Annotated in this window: 16 protein-coding genes and 1 tRNA gene; 5 read left to right on the plus strand and 12 right to left on the minus strand. The window is 70.6% G+C overall.

The annotated features are described in order from the left end of the window. Positions 1–4: 4 nt before the first annotated feature. Positions 5–2,413 carry an ATP-binding domain-containing protein gene (locus H6726_22800; GenBank protein MCB9660492.1) on the minus strand — a complete coding sequence of 803 codons (2,409 nt, stop codon included), beginning with the start codon at positions 2,411–2,413 and terminating at the stop codon, positions 5–7. 271 nt (positions 2,414–2,684) lie between these two features. Between H6726_22800 and H6726_22805 the strand changes: the two genes are divergently transcribed. After that, positions 2,685–3,425, plus strand: a complete 741-nt coding sequence (locus tag H6726_22805; protein ID MCB9660493.1) for a serine/threonine-protein phosphatase — start codon at positions 2,685–2,687, stop codon at positions 3,423–3,425. 9 nt (positions 3,426–3,434) lie between these two features. Here H6726_22805 and H6726_22810 read toward each other — a convergent pair whose 3' ends face one another. From H6726_22810 to thiD, 10 genes are all read right to left on the minus strand, one after another. After that, the gene (locus tag H6726_22810; GenBank protein MCB9660494.1) at positions 3,435–3,884 is read right to left on the minus strand and encodes an OsmC family protein; all 450 of its coding nucleotides are present in this window, start codon (positions 3,882–3,884) and stop codon (positions 3,435–3,437) included. 26 nt (positions 3,885–3,910) lie between these two features. Continuing rightward, positions 3,911–5,239 (minus strand): amino-acid N-acetyltransferase, encoded by a 1,329-nt coding sequence (gene argA, locus H6726_22815; protein ID MCB9660495.1) that lies wholly within the window; start codon positions 5,237–5,239, stop codon positions 3,911–3,913. Between the two features lie 27 nt (positions 5,240–5,266). Further along, positions 5,267–6,739 (minus strand): IMP dehydrogenase, encoded by a 1,473-nt coding sequence (guaB, locus tag H6726_22820; protein ID MCB9660496.1) that lies wholly within the window; start codon positions 6,737–6,739, stop codon positions 5,267–5,269. 123 nt (positions 6,740–6,862) lie between these two features. Beyond that, on the minus strand, positions 6,863–8,029 hold the full coding sequence (locus tag H6726_22825; GenBank protein MCB9660497.1) for a hypothetical protein: 1,167 nt from the start codon (positions 8,027–8,029) through the stop codon (positions 6,863–6,865). Between the two features lie 58 nt (positions 8,030–8,087). Next, on the minus strand, positions 8,088–8,408 hold the full coding sequence (locus H6726_22830; GenBank protein ID MCB9660498.1) for a hypothetical protein: 321 nt from the start codon (positions 8,406–8,408) through the stop codon (positions 8,088–8,090). A 42-nt stretch (positions 8,409–8,450) separates the two neighbouring features. Beyond that, positions 8,451–9,266, minus strand: a complete 816-nt coding sequence (locus H6726_22835; protein ID MCB9660499.1) for a ParA family protein — start codon at positions 9,264–9,266, stop codon at positions 8,451–8,453. An 871-nt stretch (positions 9,267–10,137) separates the two neighbouring features. After that, positions 10,138–10,770, minus strand: coding sequence for a CDGSH iron-sulfur domain-containing protein (locus H6726_22840; GenBank protein MCB9660500.1), 633 nt, complete (start codon positions 10,768–10,770; stop codon positions 10,138–10,140). Between the two features lie 405 nt (positions 10,771–11,175). After that, the gene (locus tag H6726_22845) at positions 11,176–13,083 is read right to left on the minus strand and encodes a type IIA DNA topoisomerase subunit B (GenBank protein ID MCB9660501.1); all 1,908 of its coding nucleotides are present in this window, start codon (positions 13,081–13,083) and stop codon (positions 11,176–11,178) included. Next, a complete protein-coding gene (locus H6726_22850) occupies positions 13,080–15,494 on the minus strand; it encodes a DNA topoisomerase IV subunit A (GenBank protein ID MCB9660502.1) in 2,415 nt (804 codons plus the stop codon). Before H6726_22850 ends, H6726_22845 begins: the two co-directional genes overlap by 4 nt. Before the next feature lie 79 nt (positions 15,495–15,573). Then, positions 15,574–16,545, minus strand: a complete 972-nt coding sequence (gene thiD, locus H6726_22855; protein ID MCB9660503.1) for a bifunctional hydroxymethylpyrimidine kinase/phosphomethylpyrimidine kinase — start codon at positions 16,543–16,545, stop codon at positions 15,574–15,576. Between the two features lie 96 nt (positions 16,546–16,641). On the opposite strand from thiD, the gene H6726_22860 reads away from it, so the two are divergent. The 3 genes from H6726_22860 (at position 16,642) to H6726_22870 (ending at position 22,584) form a co-directional block, all read left to right on the plus strand. Beyond that, on the plus strand, positions 16,642–20,388 hold the full coding sequence (locus H6726_22860) for a protein kinase (GenBank protein ID MCB9660504.1): 3,747 nt from the start codon (positions 16,642–16,644) through the stop codon (positions 20,386–20,388). After that, on the plus strand, positions 20,385–20,975 hold the full coding sequence (locus H6726_22865; protein MCB9660505.1) for a hypothetical protein: 591 nt from the start codon (positions 20,385–20,387) through the stop codon (positions 20,973–20,975). The genes H6726_22860 and H6726_22865 overlap by 4 nt, the downstream gene beginning before the upstream one ends. A gap of 127 nt (positions 20,976–21,102) precedes the next feature. Beyond that, on the plus strand, positions 21,103–22,584 hold the full coding sequence (locus H6726_22870; protein ID MCB9660506.1) for a LysM peptidoglycan-binding domain-containing protein: 1,482 nt from the start codon (positions 21,103–21,105) through the stop codon (positions 22,582–22,584). A 90-nt stretch (positions 22,585–22,674) separates the two neighbouring features. Here H6726_22870 and H6726_22875 read toward each other — a convergent pair whose 3' ends face one another. Continuing rightward, positions 22,675–24,294: a serine/threonine protein kinase gene (locus tag H6726_22875; GenBank protein MCB9660507.1), complete on the minus strand. Its 1,620-nt coding sequence runs from the start codon at positions 24,292–24,294 to the stop codon at positions 22,675–22,677. A 174-nt stretch (positions 24,295–24,468) separates the two neighbouring features. Between H6726_22875 and H6726_22880 the strand changes: the two genes are divergently transcribed. Next, a tRNA-Met gene (locus tag H6726_22880) sits at positions 24,469–24,545 on the plus strand. The last annotated feature ends 389 nt before the right edge of the window (positions 24,546–24,934 follow it).

The following is a 24,934-nucleotide window of genomic DNA, read 5'->3' on the forward strand; positions in this document are numbered from 1 at the left end:
CGTCTCAGCCCGCCTCGGCGCGCAGCGCTTCGGGCAGCAGCAGCGACGGCGTGCCGCTGGCCGTGATCCACAGCTGGTGCGCCGCGCGCGTGGCGGCGATGTGCAGGAGGTGGCGCGCCTCGTCGTCCTGCGGGTACGTGGTGGAGTTGCACTCCACCAGCACCACGTAGTCGAACTCGAGGCCCTTGACCTGGCGCACGTCGGTCACGTCGACACCGGGCCGGAACGGGAAGTCCTGATCGGCGATGCGCCGCAGGTTGGGCACCTCGCCACGCTTGAGCCCCTCGGCGTACTCGTCGGCCTGCTCGGGGTAGCGCGTGATGACGGCCACCGACGCGAGCGGCTCCGCCAGCACCAGGTTGCGCAGCGCCTCGGACAAGAAGCCCACCGTCTCGCCGCTGCTCCCGAAGCGGAACAGCTCCACCGGGGCGCCGCCGCGCGTGGCCTGCCCCGTCACCTCGTTGCGCAAGTGACCCAGGATGTCGGTCGCGAACTCGATGATGGGGGCCGTCGAGCGGTAGCTCAGCTTCAGGGGCTCGATCTCCACGTGCGACAGGCCCAGCTGCGCGAGCACGGTGCGCCAGTCGGTGAAGCCGTTGTCCATGTGGAGCCGCTGGGCCACGTCGCCCGCGAAGGTCACGCTCTTGTCGCCGCCGCGGCCGGAGACGGTGTCCAGCACCACCGACATCTCGACCGGGCTCAGGTCCTGCGCCTCGTCCACGAACGCGTGCTCGTAGGTCAGCGCCTGGCGCTTCTTCGCGCGCAGCGGACCCACCAGCTGCTGATAGGCGTGCAGCAAGAGCGCGTCGTCCTCGCGGTCGAGCGACACGGTGTCCTTCTCGCTCGCGCCGTCGATACCGTGGTCGTGGTCGCTGGCCTCCTGTGGCGCGGCGTCCTCGTCGCGCTCCCGGTCCAGCCGCTCCTCGCGGTAGGCGACGATGTCCGTGCAGCGCCGCGTGCAGTAGGCGTGGCACCACTCGAGCTCCGCCTCGGACAGGCCCGGCGCGTCGTCGCGTTGGAACGCGGCACGCAGCAGGCCCGCGTCGGTGAGCAGGTCGGCCCACAGGGCCACCACGTCACCCGAGCGCTCCACCTCTTGGGTGATGGTGCGCTGCAGCTCGTGGCGCCCCGCCGCGTTCACCTGCCGCGACTCGTTCTCGGCGTTGTCGAGCCACGCGGAGAGCAGGTGCAGGCGCGCGATGATGGGCTGCCCTGCGCTCTCCTCGAACGCGCGCAGCGCACGCCCCCCACCCTCGTGGCGCTTGCCGATGTCCACGATCCGCGCCGAGATGTCGGCCGAGATCTGCGCGATGCGCTCGTCGAAGACCTCTTTGAGGCGCGGGTGCTTCTTGAGCCGGATGACGTGCGCGGGGGTGTCGTCCGCCACGGAGATGGGCACGTGCGGGAAGTGCCGGCGGCGCGCCTTCTCGGCCCAGCGCTCGTAGGTGACCACGTGCACACCCTCGGCGCCGAGCGACGGGAGCACGCGCGAGATGTAGCGCACCAGCGCGTCGTTGAAGACCACCACGAGCATGTTCTCGGGCGTGAAGCGCTGCTTGTCCTGGAACGCCAGGTAGGCCAGCCGGTGGAGTCCGATGGTGGTCTTGCCGCTGCCGGCGCCGCCCTGGATGACCACCACCCCGGACGTGGGGCGGCTGATGAGCTCGAACTGCCGCGGGTCGATCAGCGCCGTGATCTCCGACAGGCTCTTGTCCTCGCGCGCGTCGGCGTCGCCCACGCCGAGCGTGCCCGGCTTGTGGTGCGACTCGGGCCGCATGGCCGCGCCCTGCCCGCCCGAGAGTGCGACGGCGCTCTGCCCGAGCCGCCGCCAGCTGCCATCGGCGCGCAGCTGGAAGCTGCCCTGCGGCGACCCGATGCGCTTCAGGCGACCGTCGGAGATGCCGAGCGTGCGTCGCAGCAGCACCTCGCCCTCCACGTCGCGGTCGCCGAAGGTCTCCTCGTAGTCGTCGCCCTCCTCGTAGCGGTAGTAGATGCGGCTGACCGGCGCGTCCCGCCAGTCCACGATGCGGATGCCCGTCTTCGGGTCCAAGAACGTGGCGCGCCCGATCAGCACCTCACGCTTCTTCTCGTCCTCTTCGAGCAGCAGGCGCCCGAAGTACGGCGAGCGCTTGTCGATCTGCCCCTCGCTCACCTGCGCGCGCCGCAGCGCCACCTGCTGCAGGCGCTCCATCTCCTCGACCAGCGGCGGAATGTCCTCGAGGCGGGCGTCGCGGATCTGGTCGCGCAACGCCACCAGCTCCGCGTCGTAGTCGGCCTGGCTGAGCGAGCGCCGGGGCCCATCTTCGCGCGCGAGCAGCGTACGCTGGACACGCGCCAGGACCTTCTGCTCTTCCTCGACGATCTGGTCGAGCTCTTGGTCCGATTCGGTCGCGGGGGCGGAAGAAGTCGTCATGGCAGCCGAGGGTGGGGGTCCGAGGATGGGAAACGCGGGTCGGACGGAGTAGCACGGTTCAAGGGGGGGTCCAGGCGCTGGGAGGTGCCCGCGAGCGGGGGCGCAGCATCGCCTCACGTGGTGCAAGCTTGCACGGCGCCGGTGCAGGAACGAAAGCGTCACATTTGTTTCCTGGAAATCGGCCGCGAAATCACTCGTTTTTGGAAGCCCCTCCCGGACCTTCGCGCTGGCACGGACCTCGCAATGGTTGGCGAGCCAGCGGAGGAAGTACGTGCAAGCATCGGGCGTCACCCACATCGGCCGCCGGCCGAACAACGAAGACAGCTACCGCATCGAGCCGGAGCTGGGCTTGTTCTTGGTGGCCGACGGCATGGGCGGCTACGAGGGCGGGGAGGTCGCGAGCCGCCTCGTCGTGGACACCCTGGCCGCGTTCTTCGCGAAGCCGGACGAGTTCACCGACGACATCGCGCCGTCCGCCAGCGCCCTCGACGGCCCGAGCGAAGCGGAGGAGCGCATGGCCCTGGCCATCCGCATGGCGCACCGGGAGGTGCAGCAGGAGGCGCAGGGGCGCCTGCGTGAGATGGGGTCCACGCTCGCAGCGCTCCACGTGCACGACAGCAAGGTGCTGATCGCCCACGTTGGGGACAGCCGCGTCTACCGCATCCGTGACGGCCACATCGAGCAGATGACGCGCGACCACTCGCTGACCGCCGACCTGGAGGCCGCAGGGTGCGAGAGCATGCTGGCGCACCTGCCGCCGCACTACCGCCACATGGTCACGCGCGTGATCGCGGCCAACGCGAACGCGCAGCCCGACTTCCGCGTGGTGGACGCGCAGGCGGGCGACACGTTCGTGCTGTGCAGCGACGGAGTACACGACGTGCTGGGGGGCGACGCCATCCTGGACGCCGTGGACGACGCGGAGTGTGAAGAGGCGAGCGAGCGCGTGGTGGCGCGTGCCTTCGCGGAAGGCACGCAAGACAACATCACGGTGGTCGTGGTCCGCGTTTGAACGACGTGTTCAGCCGACCTTGACGACGGCGCCCTCGCTGTCGACGACCGTGACCGCCACCTCGACGCCGCGCCGCACGCTCTGCGTCACGACGCAGAAGTCCTCGAACTGCGCCAGCACGCGCTCGAGGTGTGGGATGTTCGCGGCGGCGTTCCCGAGCGTGAGCTGCACGGCCATGTGGGTGATGCGCTGACGGCCCTCGACGCGCGCCATGGTGCCGGTCACCTCGGCGCGCACCTTGCCCGGCTCTTCCTTGTACTTGCGGACCGCGAACAGCAGGCTGGCCGCGAGGCAGTTGGCCACGGACGCGGCCAACAGGCGCCCCGGGTTCGGTCCCTGACCGTCGCCCAGCGGCGCGGGCTCGTCCGTCAGCAGCTGACCGAAGTCGCCGAAGTCGACCTGGAAGCGGTAGTTCTCGATCAGCTCGAGGCTCACGGTGAACGTCTGGTTCTCGGACATGCGTTTCTCCTGGATGGCAGCCCGCGTCAGTCGCCGCGCGGGAGCTTCTTGATGAACACCTTGGAGCCGCGGCCAGGGTCCACCTTGGCGCGCTTCAAGGCGGGCAGGTCGGTCCTGCGGGCGGGCTCGAAGCCCCGCTCGATGAACCAGTGCGCCGTCTGCGTGGTGAGCACGAACACGCGCGTGAACCCCCGGTCCCTGCAGCGCTTCTCGACGAAGCCCAGCAGCTCTTCGCCGCGGCCGGTGTGCCGGTACTCCTCGGAGACCACCACGCACGCCAGCTCGGCCATCTTCTTCTCGGGGTACGGATAGAGCGCCGCGCAGGCCACGATCATTCCGTCACGCTCGATGACCGTGAAGTGGTCGATGTCGTCTTCCAGCATCTCGCGCGAGCGGCGGATGAGCACGCCGCGCTCTTCGAGCGGCTCGATCAGCGCGTGGATACCGCCCACGTCGGCGCGGCGCGCCTGGCGCACGTCCTCGAACGCCTCACCCGTGACCAGGGTCCCCACGCCGTCGCGCGTGAACAGTTCGCGCAGGAGCGCACCGTCCGCCGTGCGCTCGATGAGGTGGCCGCGCCGCACACCGCGTCGCACCGCCACCGCGGCGGCCTCGAGGTGACGCCGGACGTCGCGCCCCAAGCGCCGCTTCGCGGCGACCATGCGCTCGGCCTCGGACGGTGTGATCTCGTGCAGCGCGTTCCCGCGCCCGTCCGTCAGCGGCTTGCCCTCGGTGAGGCAGATGATCTTGTCGGCCTTGAGCGCCACCGCCGCAGCCGACGCGACGTCGGGGGTGCCCACGTTGAACGCGTCGCCGGTGAGCGAGTAGCCGATGCTGCTGAGCAGCACCACCGCGCCGTCATCCAACCGCTGCCCGATGGCCTCGGCGTCGATCTTGCGCACCAAGCCGCTGTGCTCGTAGTCCACGCCGTCGATGACGCCCACGGGGCGCGCCGTGACGAAGTTGCCCGACGCGACGCGCACGCGCGCACCGGCCATGGGTGAGTTGGGCAAGCTGGTGGAGAACAGCGCCTCCAGCTCCACGTGGATGGTGCCCGCGGCCTCCTTGACGCAAGCGAGCGCCACGTCGTCGGTGACCCGCATGCCGGACACGTAGCGCGGCTCCGCGCCGCGGCGGGCCAGCGCCGCGTCGATCTGCGGCCGTGCCCCAGCGACCAGCACCACGCGGATGCCGAGGCTCTGCAGCAACGCCACGTCGTGGATGAAGTCCCGCGCCCCCCGCGACTGCAGCAGCTCGCCGCCGAACAGGATGACGAAGGTGCGCCCGCGGTGCGCGTGGATGTACGGCGCCGACGACCGGAACCACTGGACGAAGGGGTCGCTGGAGGCAGGCATGGCCGCGACTCTATCAGGCGGGGCGGCTCAGCCGCGCCGGTAGTTCGGGGCTTCCTCGGTGACCACCACGTCGTGCACGTGGCTCTCCTTGAGCCCCGCGCCCGTCATGCGGATGAAGCGCGACTGCGTCTGCAGCTTCTCGACGGTCTGGCAGCCGGTGTAGCCCATGCCCGCGCGCAAGCCGCCCACGAGCTGATAGACCACCGAGCTTAGCGGACCGGCGTAGGGGACGCGGCCCTCGATGCCCTCGGGCACCAGCTTCTCGGCGTCCACCACGTCGCCCTGCGAGTAGCGGTCGGCCGAGCCCTTGCGCATGGCGCCCACGCTGCCCATGCCGCGGTAGCTCTTGAACGTGCGGCCCTGGAACAGCACCAGCTCGCCCGGCGCCTCGTCGGTGCCGGCGAAGAGCGAGCCGATCATGACGGTGCTGGCGCCGCACGCGATGGCCTTCACCACGTCGCCGCTGTACTTCACGCCGCCGTCCGCGATGATGGGCACACCGTGCTTGCGGCCCACGGCCGCGCAGTCCTTGATGGCCGTGACCTGCGGCATGCCGATGCCTGCCACCACGCGGGTGGTGCAGATGGAGCCGGGCCCAATGCCGACCTTGACGGCGTCGGCGCCGGCCTCGATGAGCGCCTCCGTGGCGGCGGCGGTGGCCACGTTGCCGGCCACCAGCTCGAGGTGCGGGTAGGCCTTCTTGGTAGCGCGGACGGCGTCGATGACGCCCTTGCTGTGCCCATGCGCCGTGTCGATGACGATGACGTCGACGCCCGCCTCCGCCAGCAGCCGGATGCGCTGCGCGCTCTCGGCGCCCACCCCCGTCGCCGCGCCCACACGCAGGCGCCCGTATGCGTCCTTGATCGCGTGCGGATAGCGCTCGGCCTGCAGGAGGTCCTTGATGGTGATGAGCCCCACCAGCTCGCCCTGCTCGCCCACCACCAGCAGCTTCTCGATGCGGTGCTTGTGGAGGATGCTCTTGGCGGCCTGCGTCTCCACGCCGGGCGAGACCGTGACCAGGTCGCGCGTCATGAGGCTCATGACGGGCTGGTCGAGGTTGGTCTCGAAGCGCACGTCGCGGCTGGTCAGGATGCCCACCGGCTTGCCGTCCTGCACGACCGGGAGCCCCGAGATGTCGTGCTGACGCATGATGTCCAGCGCCTGCGCGAGGGGCTGATCGGGCCGCACCGTGACGGGGTCCACGATCATCCCGCTCTCGGCGCGTTTCACCTTGAGGACCTGCGTGGCCTGCTCTTCCGGCGTCAGGTTCTTGTGGATGATGCCGATCCCACCTTCGCGGGCCATGATGACCGCCGTGCGCCACTCCGTGACCGTGTCCATCGCGCTGGACACGATGGGGATGCGCAGCTCGAGCCCTCGTGTCAGCCGGGTGCTGACGTCGGCGTCCTTGGGCAGGAAGTCCGCGTAGCCGGGCTCGAGGAGAACATCGTCGAAGGTGAGGGCCTCGCGGAACGCGCTTGTCTGATGGGAATCGGTCACGGGGGGTTACTCCGTCGCGTTGGTAAGGCGCCGGAGTATAACCGGAAACGAAGTGGACGCTATGCGGGCAGCCGCGCGGAGGTCATGCGCCCCCGCGTCTCGGTGCAGGTGGCGCGGTGCTGGCTACGGGGCGGTCCCGACGACGATCACCGGCAAACACGTCGGGTCTGGACGCACGGCGCAGCGCGGCACCGCGCCAGAGACGTCGCAGTAGCCGATGGCGCAGTCCGCGATGGCCACGCAGGGGTCGGTCTGTACCGTGACGCACTCGTTGTCGATGCACACGGCGGGCGCGCACGGGCTGCCGTAGTCGAGGCAGTTGTTGGGGCACCCTTCGGAGTACTCGCAGTAGCCCGTGCGGATGTCGCAGGCGCCACCCTCCGGACAGCGATCGAGCTCGCGGCCATCGTCGCAACCGCTGGGCAAGCAGATGGCCTTCACGCACTCGCCGAGGTCGGCGCTGTCCTGACAGATGTCGTCGTTGAGACGCATGGCACAACCGTCACCGAGGAGGTCGGCCGTGGGGTCGTCCGGCGCGCAGAGGTTGACCGTGCAGTCGACGCCGTCTTCGCAGAACTGGTGGTTGGGGACATGCTGGCAGCGTGGCGCGTTGACCTGCCCCGCGGTGGTGCAGATGTCCGTGGTGCAGGCGATGCCGTCGTTGCACAGGGCGTTGCTGGGGACCGGCTGCGAGCAGGTGCCGTTCGGGCTGCAGGTGGACACGGCGCAGCTGTCGGCGTCCGTGTTGCAGCGCGCGCTGCTGGGAGCGTAGACGCACGCACCCAGCACGCAGGTGCCGACCAGGCACTGACCCTGGAGAGGACACACCACGGGCGCCCCCCGCACGCACATGTTGTCCTCGCACGTGACGGGGCCGGCACACGGGTCGCCCAGGTTGCAGTCCGACGCATCGTCGCACGACGGAAGGGGCTGGCAGTCGGCGACCACGTCGCAGTACTGACGGTCGGGACAGACGGCGTCGGACGGAACGTTCAGGCAGCCCATGGCGGGATCGCACTGGTCGGACGTACACGTCACGCCATCGTCGCAGTCGAGGATGGCGTCAGTGCCGACGCAGTGGTTGTCCACGCACTGTTCGATGCCGTTGCAGACGTTGAAGTCGTCGCACTCGGAGGCTTCTGTGCACTCGAGCCCGCCGATGTCCCGTCGGCCGGTTCCGGCGTCGCTGCCGCTCCCGTCACGCGCCTGAGTGTCCAGCACCAGCCCACACCCCGTGGCCGAGACGGCACACATGAAGCAGGCGACCCACATCCAAGAAAAGCGTTTCACAGCGCCTTCCATAGTGCCGCGTCGCCCGGGCAACGCCAAGTGGGTGCCCCGAAATTGCTCAGTAGGCCTTGGGGAGCTTGCTCGTGTCCATGTGATCGAGGGCGAAGCGGATGAGGCCACTGCGGCTCATCTTGGTGTGTCCCTCGGCCTTCAAACGCGCGACTTCGGCGTCCAGCCGGGCGAGGTCGTCGCGGTACATCGAGATGCAGAGCACCTCGTAATGGCTGGGCTTGGGCTTCTGCTTGCGCTTGGCCTTGACCTTGGCGAGCGGCTTGACCACCGGCGCAGGCGTCGGTTTGTAGAACGACTCGCGGAGGACCTCGCGCACCTCGTCTCCGTCGAATAGCTCATCCATCGCGCGTGCCGGTTCGTGACTCATCTCTCTCTCCTTCTCTCTACACCAGGCCGTGTCGGGCCCCACTCAGGCCGACGCCAACAGCTCCTGAAAGCCGGCCGAGGCGCCGCGCGACGCGGGCTCGGTGACCGACAGGACGTGCTGCACCAGCTGGCGATAGTCTGCAGCGCCGTGGCACTCCGGGTCGTACTCGAAGATGCTCTGCTTGGCCGTGGGGGCTTCGCGCAGGCGCGTGTTGACCCGCACCGGCGGCAGGCACTTCTCGCCGAAGTGTTTGCGCAGCGCGTCCACCGCGTCGCGGGCCACACGGTTGCGGCTGTCGTAGAACGTGGGCAGCACCCCTACGATGTCGACGTCGTGCTTCAGCAGTTCGCGCACGTTGCGGAGGGTCTTGAGCACCTGCTTCACGCCGACCAGCGACAGGTAGTCGCAGGACACGGGGACGATGACGCTGTCGGCGTAGACCAGCGCGTTCTGGTTCATGAGCGAGAGCGCGGGCGCGCAGTCCAGCACGACCACGTCGTACGAATCGCCGAGCGTTCCAAGGCGCTCGCGCAGCACGCGGTCGCGGCTGGCTCGCTGCGCCAGGTGCAGCTCGGCGGCGGCCAGCGTCTCGTTGGAGGTGATCACGTCGAGGCCCTTGCGGACTGGAATGGCGGCGTCTTCGGGGGCGAGGCCGTGCACCAGCACGTGGTAGAGGGTCTTCTCGCCCCGAATGCCCAGCGAGGCCCCCACGTTGCCCTGGCCGTCGGCGTCGACCAGCAGGACGTTGTAGCCGGCCTCGGCCAGACCAGCCGCGAGGTTCACGCTGGTAGTGGTCTTGCCGGTGCCGCCCTTGTGGTTGAACACGGCGATGCGGCGCACGGTGCGCGTCGGCGCCATGAGACCGCTGCCCGTCTCGCTTCGCTCGGTACCGGCGGCGCGGCACTCCGTGGAGCAGTAGTAGCGGCGCTCGCCGTCGGTCACGGCCGCTTGGAACGGGTACTCGAGCTCGAACGCGCGCGCGCAGACATCGCAGACGCAGTGCGGGGCCGCCGCGCGAGACGCGCCGGGCTGCGCGCCGACTTGCTCCGCGTCGAGCGCACCCGAGAGCAGGCGCTGCTGACAGACCATGGAGCACACATAGACGAACGCGCCCGCTTCTTCGCGGACCTGGTAGCGAAAGCGTACTTCGAAGTCGCGCTCGCAGACGCGACAGACACCATGAGGTGACGACATGAGTCCTCGTTGCTCGGTTCCTGAGGCAGTTAATGAAACGCCTCTCTCTTCCGGTAGTTCACTTGGGGGGCGGTGGTCAAAAAAGTGGTTGTTCTGTCCGTCTGCGCCCGGCGGTTGGCTGCTCGGAGGCTCAACGAACGTCGTCGCGAAGTGGGCCTCGGCTTGCTGGACGCCGCCGCGCAGGAGGCCTCGGCGCCGGGGCCGGTCGCGCAGGCGCTCCCTTCGGTGCCTCCCCCATTTCGGCGCGCCGTTGGCGCTTGAAATCGGGCCCCCCCAATCCCCTGTGCCGAGGCCTCCTGCGCGACGGCTTCCGTGTGGCGTGGGGCTCTGGGCGCTCGGCGGGTGAACGAGTGGGGTGCGCGTCCGGTGGGCGGGGACTGGTCCGAGGAGGCGCTTGTTCGACGGGCGCGGCGGGTGAACTCGCGGGGTCGTTCGGCTTGGAGGGGCTGGTGGGGCCGTGACGGGTTCGGGTGGTGCGGGTTGGACGCGGGGTGGGACGCGGGGTGCGGGACCGGGACGCGGGGTGCGGGCTGGATCAGTCGGCGGTGAAGCCGACCTTGTTGTGCGTGCCGTCGCAGTAGGGCTTGTTCGCGGACTGTCCGCAGCGACAGAAGAACACCTTCTCGGTGCGGTCGGTGGTGCGCCCGGTGCCGGAGACGATCTCGAGCGGGCCCTTCACCTGCAGCGGCCCGTTGGGCAGGGGCTTCACCTGAATGGGTCCGTTCCGCACCGCGAGCGGCTCGGTGGGCTTGGTGGCCGGTTCGCCGGTCGCCTGGAACGACGCCGCGGTGTGGCTCCCGTCGCAGAAGGGCTTGTGGGCAGACGCTCCGCAGCGACACAGCGTAGCGCGCAGCCGCTCCCCGTGCCCCGCGATGCTCATCTCGGCGTGGAGCGCCAGCGGCCCGTTTTCGCGGACGCGCGCGAGGTTGACCTTGGGCGGCACCTCGCCCGGACCGCCGTCCAGGCGCTCCACCTCGATGGCTCCCGACGGGCACCCCAGCGCCAACGCGAGCAGCTCGTCCGGCGTCGCCGCGTCGGGGTGAATCCACTCCCCCTCCACGTTCGGCACGAACACGTCGGGGCGCCCTAGCACGCACTGCCGCGAGTGGATGCACTTCTCGCCTTCGAAGCGGATGAGAGCCTGCTTTCCTCGGACGACCTCGGTCATGGCGTACCTCCAGCGTGTGAAGGACACGAGTCTACGCCCCCTGGCCGCGCGCGTGTCCATCGATTCCCGCACCACCAAGCCCCACCCGCCCAACTCCAGCTCACCCGAGCCCCAAACACACCCATCCATCCCGCACCACCGAGCCCCACCCGCCGCATCCGAGCCCATCCGAGCCCACCAAGCGCCCAAGGATCCGGAGCAACTCGACGGATCCCCACGCGCCCACGATCACGTCACCCGGACGGCGGCGGGGTGGGTCTCAGCAAGGGGATTGGGGGGGCCCCATTTCACGCGCCAAAGGCGCGTAGAAATGGGGGAGGCACCAAAGGGAGCCCCAGCGCGACCGGCCCCGCCGCGGGACCCACCCCGCCGCCGTCCCGCTCCGACGCAACCGCCCCGCACAGGCTACAAGTCGAGCTCCTCCGCATCCGCCTGTCGGGCGCGCTCCATGATGAACTCGTACCGGCTCTGCGGGTCCTTCCCCATCAGCTGGCTGATGACCGTCTCCGCCTCGAGCGCGTCCTCGATGGTCACGCGCAGCGCGCGCCGCTGGCGCGGGTCCAGCGTGGTCTCCTTCAGGTCGCTCGCCGGCATCTCGCCCAACCCCTTGAAGCGGCTGATGTCGGGCTTCACGTTGCGCGGCAGCCCGCGCAGCACGCGGTCGCGCTGCTGCTCGTCCAGCGCCCAGTACGTCTCCTTGCCCGCGTCGATGCGGAACAGCGGCGGCTGCGCCAGGAACACGTGCCCGTTGCGGATGAGCGACGGCATCTTTCGGTAGAAGAACGTCAGCAAGAGCGTGGCGATGTGGTGCCCATCGCTGTCGGCGTCCATCAGCAGGAAGATGCGGTTGTAGCGCAGCTTGCTCAGGTCGAAGCCCTTGCCGATGCCCGTGCCCAAGGCGCTGACGATGTTCTGCAGCTCCTTGTTGGCCAGCACCTGCGCGTCGGTCGCGCGCTCGGCGTTCAGCACCTTACCGCGCAGCGGCAAGATGGCCTGCGTGCGCCGGTCGCGCGCCGCCTTCGCGTTGCCACCGGCCGAGTCACCCTCGACCAGGAACAGCTCGCAGTCCGCCGGGTCCGTGCTGGCGCAGTCGCTCAGCTTGCCGGGCAGGTTCAGGCGGTGGCTGACCGCGGTCTTGCGGCTCACCTGCGCGCTGGCCGCGCGGCTGGCCTGGCGCGCGCGCGCCGAGATGATGATGCGCGCGATGATGGCCTCGGCCGCCGACGAGTTGTTGTGCAGCCACTGCTCGAGCGCCGTGCGCACCGCGTTCTCGATGGGCGCGGTGACCTCGGCGTTGTTCAGGCGGTCCTTGGTCTGGCCCTGGAACTGCGGCTCGCTCACGTAGGCGCTGACCAGCGCCACCACGCCCTCGCGGATGTCCTCCGCCACGATCTTCAGGCCCTTGGGCGCGATGTTGTGCGCGTCCATGTAGCCGCGGATGGCCTTGTTCACCGCCTGCTTGAAGCCGTTCTCGTGCGTACCGCCGTTGCCCGTGGGGATGCCGTTGGCGTAGCTCTTGATGAGCTCGTCGGTGCCCTCGGTCCACTGCAGCGCCACCTCCACGCGCGGGTCTCCCTCGCGCTCGTAGGTGAAGGCCACCGGGTGGATGGGGGGCTTCTTGCGTTGCGCCACCAGCTTGGTGAGGAAGTCCGCGATGCCGTTCGGGTGGTGGAACTCCTCGCGCGAGCCATCGCTCTCCAAGCGCAGCACGATCTTGAGCCCACGGTGCAGGTAGCTCGTGGCCTCCAGCCGCTCGCGGATGCGGTCCGGCTCGAACGCGCCGCTCTTGCCGAAGATCTGCGGGTCGGGCTTGAAGTAGATCTCCGTGCCCTTCTTGCGCGCCTCGCCCACCTTCTTGACGGGCGCGAGGGGCACGCCGCGCTCGTAGCTCTGGCGGTACTCGCTGCCCTCACGACAGATGGTGGCCTCGAGCCGCTCGCTGAGCGCGTTCACCACGGACGAGCCCACGCCATGCAAGCCGCCCGACACCGCGTAGCCCTTGCCGCCGAACTTGCCGCCCGCGTGCAGCGTGCAGAGGATGAGCTCGAGCGCGCTCTTCTTGAACTTGGGGTGCTTGTCCACCGGGATGCCGCGCCCGTTGTCGGCCACGCGCGCCCCCTTGAGGTCCGCGTCGATGGTGACCTCGATGCGCGACGCATGCCCGTTGATGGCCTCGTCCACGCAGTTGTCCACGATCTCCCACAGGAGGTGGTGGTAGCCCGTGCGGTCCGTGCCGCCGATGTACATGGCGGGGCGCTTGCGCACCGGCTCCAGGCCCTCGAGGACCTCGATCTGATCTGCGGAGTAACTCATGCGTCACCTGCCGGAATCTCGGGGGCCTCGGGCAGGTCCATGACGACCTTCTCCACCGAGCCGCGCTTGAAGAGAGAGAAGCCCTTGCCGCCGCGCGAGACCAGCTCGTACTTGCGGGTCGTGATGCGGTACTCGTTGCCGCCCTCACGCTTGACCAGGAGCACGTCGGAGTCGCGCGTGAGCACGCCCGCGCCCATGACGTAGTCGTCGCCGCTGAGCTTGATGAGCGTCACGCCGCGGCCAGCGCCAGCCAGCGCGTTGACCTCGTCGCTGTTGCATACCAGCGCGCGCCCCTCACGGGTACAGCAAGCCAGCGCGTTGCCCTCGTCGACCAAGCCCACGAAGACCACCTCGTCGCCGTCCTTGAGGCGCGTGAACTTGCGCCCGGCCTTGGTGCTGGGGTCGCGGTGCCCGCGCAGCGACAGCCGCAGCGACATGCCCTGCTTGGTGACCGCCACCACGAACGGCGCCTCCGGCTCGCTGCTGCCCTCGGTGGGCGCGGGCACGTCCAGCATGCGCGGGTCCATGCCCACCGCGTAGATGATGCGTTCGCCGTCCCCCATCTTGAACAAGGTCGGGATGGGCGAGCCGTGCCCCGTCGTGGCCGGGATGTCCACGATGCGCGTGACGTAGCACGTGCCCTGGTTGGAGAAGAACGCGACGCTGGAGCGCGTGGAGCCGCCCACGATGGCGAGCACCTGGTCCCCCTCGCGCACGCGCACCTTGGACACGTCCTTGACGCTGCCCTGACGCTTGACCCAGCCCTGCACCGTGACGACCACCATGGCGTCCTCGTCCACGATGAACTCCTCGGCGTCGAAGGCCGGCTCGTCCACGTTGGTGAGGATCTTGGTGCGCCGCAGGTCCAGGTACTTGTCCTGCAGCTCGTGCAGCTCGGCGCGCACGATGTTCCAGCGCGACTTCTGGTTGCCCAGCTGCTGCACGATGATGGCGGCGCGCGCCTGCTTCTCGGCCAGCTCCTCGCGGATGACCAGGATCTGCAGCTTGGCCAGGCGGTGCAGGCGCAGCTCGAGGATGTGGTCGACCTGCAGGTCGCTCAGCCCGAAGCGCTTGGTCAGCTTGGCGGCCGCGTCGGCCTTGTCCTCGCTGTTGCGGATGATCTTGATGGTCTCGTCCAGCGCGTCGAAGACGATGACGTAGCCTTCCAAGATGTGGATGCGCTCCCACAGCTTGAGCAGCTCGAAGCGCAGCCGGCGCGTGATGACCTCCAGCCGGAAGTCGAGGAAGTGCCGCAGCGCGGTCAGCAGGTCCACCCGCTGCGGCGCGCACACGTCGCCGCCGGGGACGACGATCTCCACGCCGGCCTCGGGCACGCCGTCCGCGATGTCGTAGTCGTTGGTGGGGATCAAGCACGTCAGGTTCACCTGCATGCTCATCTGCAGCGGCGTGTGCTTGTTGACGTACGCCATCACCAGGTTGGGGTCGGCGCCCGGCTTCAGCTCGCACACGATGCGGCAGTCCTCGGTGGACTCGTCGCGCACGTCCACCAGCCCCGGCAGCTTCTTGGCGATGATGATCTCGGCGATCTTCTCGACCACCGCGCGCCGCTCCACACCGTACGGGATGGCGTTGATGGCGATCAGGTCGGGGTCGCGCTTGCTGTCGCCGGGCTCGAGCTTCCACGTGCCGCGCAGCTTCAGGCTGCCGCTGCCCGTAGCGTAGACCTCTTCGATCTCCGCCTTGCTCGCCAGCAGCTCACCGCCCGTGGGGAAGTCCGGCCCCTTGATGAACTTGAGCACGCCCTTGAGCGAGATGTCCGGGTCGTCGATCATCGCGAGGCAGGCCTTCACCACCTCGCCCAGGTTGTGCGGCGGGATGCTGGTGGCCATGCCCACCGCGATGCCCTGCGAGCCGTTCACCAGCAGGTTGGGGAAGCGCGCGGGCAGCACCTCGGGCTCGAAGCGCGTGCCGTCGTAGTTCGGGCGGAAGCCCACCGTGCGGTTGCCCAGGTCGTCCAGCAGCTCGTTGGCCAGCGCCTGGAGGCGCGCCTCCGTGTAACGCATGGCGGCGGGCGAGTCCCCATCCGGGGAGCCGAAGTTGCCGCGGCCGTCCACCAGCGGCAGGCGCATGGAGAACGTCTGGGCCATGCGGACCATGGCCTCGTAGAGCGCGGTGTCGCCGTGCGGATGGAACTTGCCCATCACGTCGCCCACCACCGCGGCGCTCTTGCGGTGCTTGGCGTCGCTGCGCAGGCGCAGCTCGTTGTGCATGGTGTAGAGGATGCGCCGCTGCACGGGCTTGAGGCCGTCCCGCACGTCCGGCAGGGCGCGCGCGGTGATGACGCTCAGCGCGTAGTTGAGGTAGCGGCGGCGGGTCTCCTCGGCCAGCGAGGCGTCCGCGAAGTCTTGGATGGGCAGCTCGGGCTGCGTTTTCTTTGGTTTCTTGGCCATATCGCCCAACGACTGCACTCGCGTTCAGGAGTGCGTGCGGCTGCGCAGATACCAAGGGCCACGCGGCAGAGCAAGCCCGTCAGTCGTCACGGGCGCGCAAAGGCACGGGCGCGAAGTGGTTCAAGGGCCAGGTCCCGCCCCCTCGCTCCGGGGCCGTCACGAGCGCCTCGCGCACCCAGGCTTTGGCGTGAATCACCGCGGGAAGCATGGGCTCCCCATGGGCCAGACGGGCCGCGATGGCGCTCGCCAGGCTGCAGCCCGTCCCGTGCCCGGCACGCGTCTCCACGCGTTCGGCGCGCAGCTCGTGTAGCGATCCGTCGATCGCCAGCACGTCCACGGCGGGCCCTCTGAGGTGCCCCCCCTTCACCAGCACGGCGCGGGGTCCGAGGTCGAGCAGCGCCCGGGCGGCGTCGCGGGCCTGGGGCAGGGTCTGCACCTCGCGCCCCGTGAGCCAAGCGGCCTCGGCCAGGTTGGGGGTGAGCACGGTCACCTGGGGCAGCAGCTCACGGCGCAGGACGTCACGCGCGTCCTCGGCCAGCAGCGCGCCCCCCGGGCCGGCCGAGGCCAAGCGCACCGGGTCCACCACGCACAGGAGCGGCTGCGCCACATCGGGCTCGCCCACGCGGGGCGGACGGCGGGCGGACGCGTCGCGCAGGCACTCGGCCACCGCGCGCACGTTGGCCGCCGAGCCAAGCGCGCCCGTCTTGAGCACACGCACCGGCAGGTCGGTCAGCACGGCGCGCAGCTGCGCCGCCACCAGCGCCGCGTCCAGCACCACCACCTGCTCGCAGCCGCGCGTGTTCTGCACGGTGAGCAGGCTCATCACGGCCGCGCCATACACGCCGTGCTGGTGGAAGGTCTTGAGGTCCGCCTGGGCGCCAGCCCCGCCCGAAGGGTCCGAGCCGGCCACGGTCAGCGCAACCGGCGCGACCGCCTGCGTCGCCCGCTGGCCGTCGGGTGTCTGGTCCGCGTGGTTCGAGTCGTCCGTTCCAGCAGGCACCGCCCTGTTGTCGTCCGAGCCGTCGCCATCCGCAACCCGGCGCGGACGCATCGACGGCGCACGCGTGACGTGCTCTGTGGCACGCCCGCGGAGCCGGGCTGGACGGAAGGTCACCACGCGTGAGAGCGTAGCCCTCACCATCAGGCCATGACCAACGACGCCGCGACCACGCTGGTAGCGATCAGCAAGCGCTTCGAGGTCATCCGTGAGCTCGGCCGTGGCGGCATGGGGGTGGTGCTGGAGGCCTTCGATGCGGCGCGCGGCCTAAACGTCGCGCTGAAGCTCATCCCCGACGGGAGCGCCCAGGGCACGCTGGCGCTGAAGCGCGAGTTCCGGGTGCTGGCGGACCTGCAGCACCCCAACCTGGTGCGGCTGCTCGACCTGGTGGTGCAGCCACAGGGCTCCTTCTTCACGATGGAGCTGATCGATGGCGTGGACTTCCTCGAGCACTGTCGCCCGGGCGGAGACCTGCGCGCCGCACCGCACGTGAGCACCGTGGTGGCCCGCACGCTCGGCTCGTCCGGCTGGACCGACGGCGACGACGCCGCCCAAACGGACACACACGGCGACGCGGGCGTGACACGGGTCGACGAGGCGCGCCTGCGCCGGGCGGTGGAGCAGCTGGTGCACGGGCTGTCGGCGCTGCACGCCGAGGGCCTCGTGCATCGGGACTTGAAGCCCAACAACTGCATGGTGTCGCGCGGCGGGCGCGTGGTGCTGCTCGACTTCGGTCTGGTGCAGCCCGTCGCGACGGAGCTCGGCCGGGGGAGTGGGCGCATCGTGGGCACGGTCGCCTACATGGCCCCCGAGCAGGCTCGCGGGGAGACCCACCTGGGCCCCGCCACGGACTGGTACGCCCTCGGCGTGATGCTGTACGAGGCCCTGTCCGGCGTGCGGCCGTTCGAAGGGAACGCGACGAGCATCATCGTCGCGAAGCTCACCGCGGAGCCGCGGCCCCTGCACGAGCTGGCGCCCGAGGTCGCGCCGGATCTGGCGGAGCTGAGCATGGCGCTGCTGGCGCGCGACCCGGCGGCCCGACCGGATGCCGCGGCGATCTTGGCGCGCCTCACCGGCGCGCGCGCCTCCCTGCCCCCCGGTCCACGCGGCGCCCCGCTGGTGCAGCGTGACAAGGAGCTGGCTGCGCTGGAGGACATCCTCGCGCGTCTCGCGCGGGGCCGCGGTGCCATCGTGCTCATCCGAGGCGTGTCCGGAGCGGGGAAGTCGGCGCTGGTCACGCGGGCGCTCCAAGCGTTCGGGGCCAAGAAGCGCGCCGTGGTGCTGACGGGCCGGTGCTACCCACGCGAGGTCGTCCCGTTCAACGCCTTCGATCGCGTGATCGACCAGCTGGTCACGGCGCACTCCGAGCGGGTGAGCGAGGTGCTCCGCGCGCTCGGTGGCGAAGACGTGGCCGCGCTGGCACGCATCTTCCCGGCTCTCTCCGCGCTGGTGGGGTTCCACGCCGACACCACGGAGCCGCTTGGTGTGGAGGCGCGCCAACACACGCGTGACCGGGCGTTTCGCGCCGTCCGAAAGCTGCTGAGCGGCCTCGCTGCGTACTGTCCGGTGGTGATTTCGCTCGACGACGTGCAGTGGGCGGACGCCGACAGCCTCGCGCTGGCGGGCGCGCTCGCCAACACCTCGTCGCTGGGCGGCGTCGGCCTCCTGGTGAGCTACAGGCAAGCCGACGAGGCCCCGCCGCGCTTCGCGTCGCTGCTGCGTCGGGCAATCAACGACGCGTCCCTCCGCTGGGAGTTCCTGGAGCTGCCCGTCGGCCCCCTCGATCACGCCGCCGCGGTCGCCTTGGCCGCGTCGCTGCTGGGGGACGACTCGGCCGACAGCGCGCGGCTGGCGGACTCCATCGCGACGGCCGCCGAAGGGCTGCCGATTGGGATCGTCGAGCTCGCCCGGCTGGTGCGCGCAGAAGCAGAGGCCGGTCGCGCCATCGACTCGGTGGAGTCGGTGGACCACGCGATCCGCACGCGCTTCTCACGGCTCTCGCCCGCGGCCAGCCGCCTGCTGCACCTGGTCGCGGTGTCGGAGGGCCCGCTGCCCCTGAAGGTGGCGCGCCGCGCGCTCGGCGACGTGGAGGAGGACGACCCCACGGCCGTGCTCACCGGCAACCACTGGGTGCGCGAAGACAACGTGGGCGGCACGCTCATGTTGGACACGCAGCACGACCGGCTGCGCGAGGTGGTCGGCGGGACGCTGACGGCCGAGCTGCGTCGGGACTACCACCAGCTGCTGGCACAGGCGCTGGAGGTCGAAGAGCCCGCCATGCACGAGCACCTCGCGCACCACCACGCGGAGGCGGGACACCGGACGCTGGCAGTGGCGCACGCGCGCACGGCGGCTGAACAGGCCATGCAGCAGCTGGCCTTCGACCGTGCCGCGAAGCTGCTGGGGCGCGCCGCCAGCCTCGCCAGCGAGGGGGAGCGGGGGCGCCTCGCCGTGCAGCTGGTCCAAGCGCTGGTCGCCGCGGGGCGCGGGAGCGAAGCGGCCGCCCTGGCGCTGCCGGCCGCGGCAGGACGCACGGATCAGGACGCGCGCGATCTGCGGCGCCTCGCTGCGGAGGGCCTGCTCCAGACGGGTCGCGTGGACGCGGCGCTGGACGTGTATCGCAGCGTCGCCCGGGACGAGGCCATCACCCTCCCACGTGGCAAGGCGAGCACACTCACGGCGTTGCTCGCGGCCCGCGCCACCCTCGCGCTGCGGTCCGAGGTGCCGGCCGGGCAGGACGACGAGCGACAGCGACGGCGCATCGACGTGCTCACGGCGCTCAGCGCCGTCTTGCTGCTGATTGACCCGCTCAGCGGCGCCTTGATCCACACGCGGCGGCTGCTGCTGGCGCGGCAGTACGGCGACGCGCGCCAGCTGGCAATCGCGCTGGCGAGCGAGGGCGCGATGCGGTCGGCCATGGGCAACCGCGTGCGCGGGGCGGCCATCATCGCGGACGCGCAGCAGCGCGCCGAGGCCAGCGGCGACCCCTACGCCATCTCGGCCGCGCTCTTCGCCAGGGGCATCTTGGCGTACACGGAGTGGCGCCTGACCGACGCCGAGCGAGACCTGCACGAGTCGGAGGCCGTGCTGCTGGGCGCCGCCACGGGAGCCTCGTGGGAGCTCACCACGGGCCGGCTGTTCCGGTACTTCTCGGCCATCGCCGGGGGTCGCTACCGCTCGGCCCTGCACGACCTGGCCGAGCACCGCGAGGACGCCCGGCGGCGACGCGACAGCTACGCGACCGCCGTGCTGGGGACCGCGTGCGCGGCGTTTCAGCACCTCGCGGTGGACCAGCCAGCAGGCGCCCACCAAGCGCTCGACGAGGCCCTCGACGGCTGGCCCGCGGAGCCGTTCTTGCTGCCTCACCTGCTCGAGGCCGTGACCCGGGCCGTGGTGTACGCCTACGAGCGACGGTTTGCAGAGGCCTACAGGCTGGCCGTCGCGACGCACAAGCGGGCGCAGCGCGCGGGACTGTTGCGCCACCAGATCAACCGCGCGCGTGTGGACCAGCTGGTGGCGTGCTGCGCGGCCCGCCACGGAGACACTCGGCGGGCCACCCGCCACGCACGCGCGCTGCTGGACCAACCCCTGGGCGGCCTGGGCCCCGCGGGACACATGGTGCTGGGTGCGCTCGCCGCGGAGGCTGGCGACCACGTCGGGGCCGAGCGAGCGCTGAGGGCCGCCGTGGATGGGCTCATGGAGACCGAGTTCGGCTCCTGGCGCGCCGCCGCCTGCGCCGCCCTGGCCGAGCTGGTGTCTGCGGACGAGGCCGCGGCGCTCCGCGAGGTCGCGGACCAATGGGTGTCCGCGGAGGGCATCGTCGCCCCGCACCGTCTGTACGCGGTGTTCGTCCCGTGGTCCGTGTTCGACCGCGTCGAAAAGGAAGAGTCCGCATGAGGGCCATCGTCATCGCTGGGGTGATCGCGTTGTTGGCGCAGGGCTGTGGCGACGCCGCGCGCGTCCCGACGTTTCAGTCCGGGGTCCCTCCCGAGCGCCCGCTGCTGGGGCAGAGCCCCGAGGAGGAGCAGGCGTTCTGTGAAGAGGCGATGCGCTACATCGACGCGCTGTACCCGCTCGAGCTCGCGCAACGCGGCGAGTGCATGACGGGCGCGCTGGTGCTGGGCCTGATCCGCGGTGAGCCGGCGTGCGAGACCGAGATGACACGCTGCCTGGCCGAGGCCGAGGACATCCCCGTGACCGACCTGATGTGCGACGTGCACGACTTCACACCCTACGCGGGGTGCGAGGCCACGGTGGGCGAGGTGGAGGCCTGCGCCAACGCCACCGCCGACACGGTGGTGCGCCTGGTGTGGCCTCTGGGCTGCGCCTACGCCTTCGAGCTGCTCGCGCGCGACGAGCCAGCCGCCGAGCTCGACGCCGCCATCGCGGCGCTGCGCAGTGGACCGTGTGCACCGCTCGCGCCCACCTGCCCGTACTTCGGTGTCGCGCTGGACGAGCTCGCCGACAACCTGCGCGGGCGCTGAGCCGAGGCACGGGCACCCGCAGCGGGCGCAGGGAACACACGCCGGACACGCGGCGTTGGCGAGCCACCCCCCATCCGGGCACCGTCCGGGCACTCCCCGGCAACCCCTGCTACCCTCCCCCCGCTTCGTGACTCGTTCCCTCCCCACGACCCTGCTGGCCACCTCCTCCGCGCTGTGCTTCGCGCTAGCGTGCGGCGGTGGTGACGAGCCCGAGAGCACAGAGCCGGAGCCCGTGGTGGCGGCCGAGCCGTCCGTCGCCGAAGAGGCCGACGCGGGCGCCGAGGGCGAGTTCGCCGAGCACACCATCGCCCAGGGCCAGACCCTGTGGGACATCGCGCAGCTCTACGGGGTGTCCGTGCGCGACATCCTGGACGCCAACGAGATGACGCGCCGCGACGCGCGGCGCATCCACCCGGGCCAGGTGCTGCGCATCCCCGGGGTCACCGGGCCGCTCGAGCCCTCGGGCAGCACCGAGGACGCAGGGGTGGAGCTTGCCGTGGAAGAGGTGGCCGACGGAGGCGTACGCAGCGGCGACGGGGGCACGGACGAGCAGCTGGCGGCGGGCGCGTACCACACGCTGAGCGAAGGCGAGACGCTGTGGGACCTGGCCAACGCGTACGACAAGACGGTGGACCAGCTGCTCGAGGCCAACACCTTCAACGACGACGACGTGCGCAGCCTGCGGCCGGGGCGTCGCATCCTCATCCCGGGCATCGAGGCCAGCGACATCCGCAGCTCGGTGCGGCCCGAGGGGCGCGGCATCTGGCACACCGTGGGCGAGCGCGAGTCCATCTGGGAGATCGCGCGGCGCTACCGCATGGGGGCCAGCGAGATCATGGGCGCCAACAGCCTCAGCCGTGAGGACGTGAGCGACCTGCGCACCGGGCGGCGGCTGTTCATCCCTGGGCGCGGGCCCAGGCCGGGGTCGCGGCAGGCCTCGGCCGAGCGGCCCATCACACCGGCGCAGCGTCGGGCGCTGGGACGCGCGCGCCTGCTGGGGCTCGGGACCGACCGCGCGGGGCACAAGCTGCTGGGCGGTCTGGTGGAAGACCGCTGGCTGCGCGCGGCGGGCGGCAACGCGGGGCGCTTCGCGGGCACGCTGCGCTGGCCGGTGACCAACGGGCGCTTCGTGCGCGGCTACGGCTCCGGCGAGCAGGGCTACCACCTGGCGGTGGACATCGCAGGGGACATCGGCTGGAACGTGCGCGCGTCGGCCCCGGGCCTGGTGGGCTACTCGGGCGACGGCATCCGCGGCTACGGCAACATCGTGCTGGTCATCCACCAGGGCGGCTGGATCACCCTGTACGCGCACAACTCCGTGAACTTCGTGGTCGCGGGCGAGCGCGTGCGCGCCGGGGGCGTGTTGGCCGAGGTGGGCAGCACCGGCATCAGCCGCGGCCCGCACGTGCACTTCGAGTTCATGTACAACGGGCAGAACTGCGACCCAGCGCGCCTGTTCCGGCCCGGCCTGCGCTACAGCGGCACCCGCTCGCGCCCCGGCAACCTGGAGTGGCTGGTGCCCAACAACCGCCCGGACGACATCGCGTGTGGGCGGCGGCGGCGTCACCCCCGCGGGCGATGGACGCTGGACTCGGACGTCTCGCCGTAGCGTGCGGACGCTCTGGGCGCGCGTCGTGGAAGCGCGACCGCTGGGCGCGCCGCACCCGCTGCGACGGGAGCGCGACGAGAGCGCGGACCGCTAGCGCGGCGGGGTGGCTGCGGCGGGGGGCGGGGTGGGCGCGTTCAGCACGTCCAGCGTGTCGGACAGGCTGTCGCGGATGCACCCGTAGCAGTCGGTGCGGCCGTTGCGACCGCAGCCACGGCGCGGCTGCGTGTCCAGGTGGTCCACCGCCGGGCGGGCGCGCCGGTCGCCCAGCTCGCGGATACGGTCCAGGGCCACGCGGCGGGCCTCACAGCTGCGCGCCGCCTCGAGCTGTGCCGCGGCCTCCAGCCAGGCGGGCAGCTCCGTGGAGGGCTCGTAGGCCAGCACGCGGCGGGCAGCGTCACGGCGGTCACCCGTCTCGGCGCTCTCGTTCATGATGGCCACGTCGGCCTCGAGCACCTCGGGCACCGTGGTGCCCTGCCCCGTGGCGCGCAGGATGAGGTTGAAGTCCTCGTCGATGGGCATGGCCAGGAGCCCGGCGTACACCAGCCCGCCCACCGTGAGCGCCACACCCGTGAGCACGCCCAGGATCCAGAACAGCACGCGCCGTGCCTTGCGCGGGGGCGTGAGCGCCGAGCTGGTGGTCTGCTCGGCGCGCTTGGCCCGAGCCTTGCGCGCGCCCGTGTCGTTGAGGGCTGGGTCCTTGCCGTGCGCCGAGTGGCCGTAGGCCAGCACCAGCAACGCGTCGCGCACCTCGGCGGCCGTGGCCGGACGGTCGGCCGGCTTGGTCTCGAGCAGGCTGCAGATGAGCTCGTCCAGCTCTTCGGGCAGGTGCGCCCACTCGTCCGACATGCGCAGGCGGGGCGCCTTCTCGGTGAGCTGCAGCGTGAGGATCTCGCTCACCCCGCTGACCTGGTCGCTGGGGTAGCGCTGCTTGCCCGTGACCATCTCGTACAGCATCAGGCCCAGCGCGTAGAGGTCCGTGCGCTCGTCCACGGGCTGCCCGGTGGCCTGCTCGGGCGCCATGTAGCCCGGCGTGCCCATCACGTGGCCCACCGTGGTGAGCGTGCGCAGGCGGCTCATGCGGCCCGGATCGTCGGCGTCCAGGCTGCGCACCCGGGCGATGCCGAAGTCCAGCACGGTGGCGCGAATGGCGCCATCGATGCGGCGCGCGCACATGACGTTGTCGGGCTTGAGATCGCGGTGCACCACCTCGGCCTCGTGGGCGGCCGCGAGCGCGTCGGCCACCTGGGCGGCGATGGCGCAGGCCTCGGCCCACGGGATGGCCCCGCGGCGATGCAGCTCGTCACGCAGGCTCTCGCCCGGCACCAGCGGCATGACCATGAAGCGCCCGCCGTCTTCCAGCTCGCCGTAGTCGATGGCGGTGGCGATGTGCGGATGATCCAGGCGGGCCATGGCCAGCGCCTCACGCGCGAAGCGGGCGCGAATCTCCTCGTGCTCGCGGTAGGCCGGGAGCAGCACCTTGAGCGCCACCTGGTGCCCCAGACGCACGTGCTCGGCCGCGAACACAGCCGCCATGCCGCCCACGCCGATGATGGACTCGATGCGGTAGCGGTCGTCGATGATGACGCCGAGCCACTCGTCGAGGCTGAGATCCGGCGGGATCGAGAACGGCGGCTCCTCCTGAGAGAAGGCGCTGTCGTCGCTGGCCGACACCCGGGAAGGCGTCTTGGGTAAGGAAGGATCGGTCTGCATTACGAAGAGGCTCGCCCCCTTCTATCACTTCGAGCGCGCACTGAGAATGTGCGCAGGCATCATCATGGAGAATTCACGCAGCCCTGAACGAGAGCCCTCGAGAGCGCCCCGCGCGAAAATGTTTCGAGACGACGTTGACAGCCCCAAGGACGCGAGTATAGTGCCGCTCTCTGCCGCGGGGTGGAGCAGTTTGGTAGCTCGTCGGGCTCATAACCCGAAGGTCGTCGGTTCAAATCCGGCCCCCGCAACCACCACCAACTATTGGTCCGATACGCCTGGCTTCACGGTCAGGCGTATTGCGTTTAACCAGTTGGGGCGTCTGGGACGGCCCGCAAAAAAGGAGGGCCCCGGACGACGATGCGCAACGCGAGCGCGTAGGGGCGGACGATCGCGAACGCGCACCCGCATGCGACCCCCACGCGCGATCAGCATGTCTACGGCGACCCATTGGGAAAGATGCGCGTACCGGATGAGCGGCCTGGCGTAGGCTCCGGTTCTGGTGGCCACGGAGAGAGCGCCGGCGATGGTGGGCAGCGGCGGCCGCAGGTGTACCCGAGCGCCTCGTCATAGATGCGCTGACCGCAGCGATCCATGTGACAAGCAAATTCCATAGTGACCGCAACGTGAGAAAGTGGTCCTA

It is taken from the genome of Sandaracinaceae bacterium (assembly GCA_020633055.1).
Taxonomy (GTDB): domain Bacteria; phylum Myxococcota_A; class Polyangia; order Polyangiales; family Houyiibacteriaceae; genus JADJJE01.

Coding starts and splice junctions, on each gene's coding strand:
- H6726_22800 (MCB9660492.1), bottom strand. CDS start 2,413: ATGACGACTTCTTCCGCCCCCGCGACCGAATCGGACCAAGAGCTCGAC.
- H6726_22810 (MCB9660494.1), bottom strand. CDS start 3,884: ATGTCCGAGAACCAGACGTTCACCGTGAGCCTCGAGCTGATCGAGAAC.
- argA (MCB9660495.1), bottom strand. CDS start 5,239: ATGCCTGCCTCCAGCGACCCCTTCGTCCAGTGGTTCCGGTCGTCGGCG.
- H6726_22830 (MCB9660498.1), bottom strand. CDS start 8,408: ATGAGTCACGAACCGGCACGCGCGATGGATGAGCTATTCGACGGAGAC.
- H6726_22835 (MCB9660499.1), bottom strand. CDS start 9,266: ATGGCGCCGACGCGCACCGTGCGCCGCATCGCCGTGTTCAACCACAAG.
- H6726_22840 (MCB9660500.1), bottom strand. CDS start 10,770: ATGACCGAGGTCGTCCGAGGAAAGCAGGCTCTCATCCGCTTCGAAGGC.
- H6726_22845 (MCB9660501.1), bottom strand. CDS start 13,083: ATGAGTTACTCCGCAGATCAGATCGAGGTCCTCGAGGGCCTGGAGCCG.
- H6726_22850 (MCB9660502.1), bottom strand. CDS start 15,494: ATGGCCAAGAAACCAAAGAAAACGCAGCCCGAGCTGCCCATCCAAGAC.
- thiD (MCB9660503.1), bottom strand. CDS start 16,545: ATGCGTCCGCGCCGGGTTGCGGATGGCGACGGCTCGGACGACAACAGG.
- H6726_22860 (MCB9660504.1), top strand. CDS start 16,642: ATGACCAACGACGCCGCGACCACGCTGGTAGCGATCAGCAAGCGCTTC.
- H6726_22865 (MCB9660505.1), top strand. CDS start 20,385: ATGAGGGCCATCGTCATCGCTGGGGTGATCGCGTTGTTGGCGCAGGGC.
- H6726_22875 (MCB9660507.1), bottom strand. CDS start 24,294: ATGCAGACCGATCCTTCCTTACCCAAGACGCCTTCCCGGGTGTCGGCC.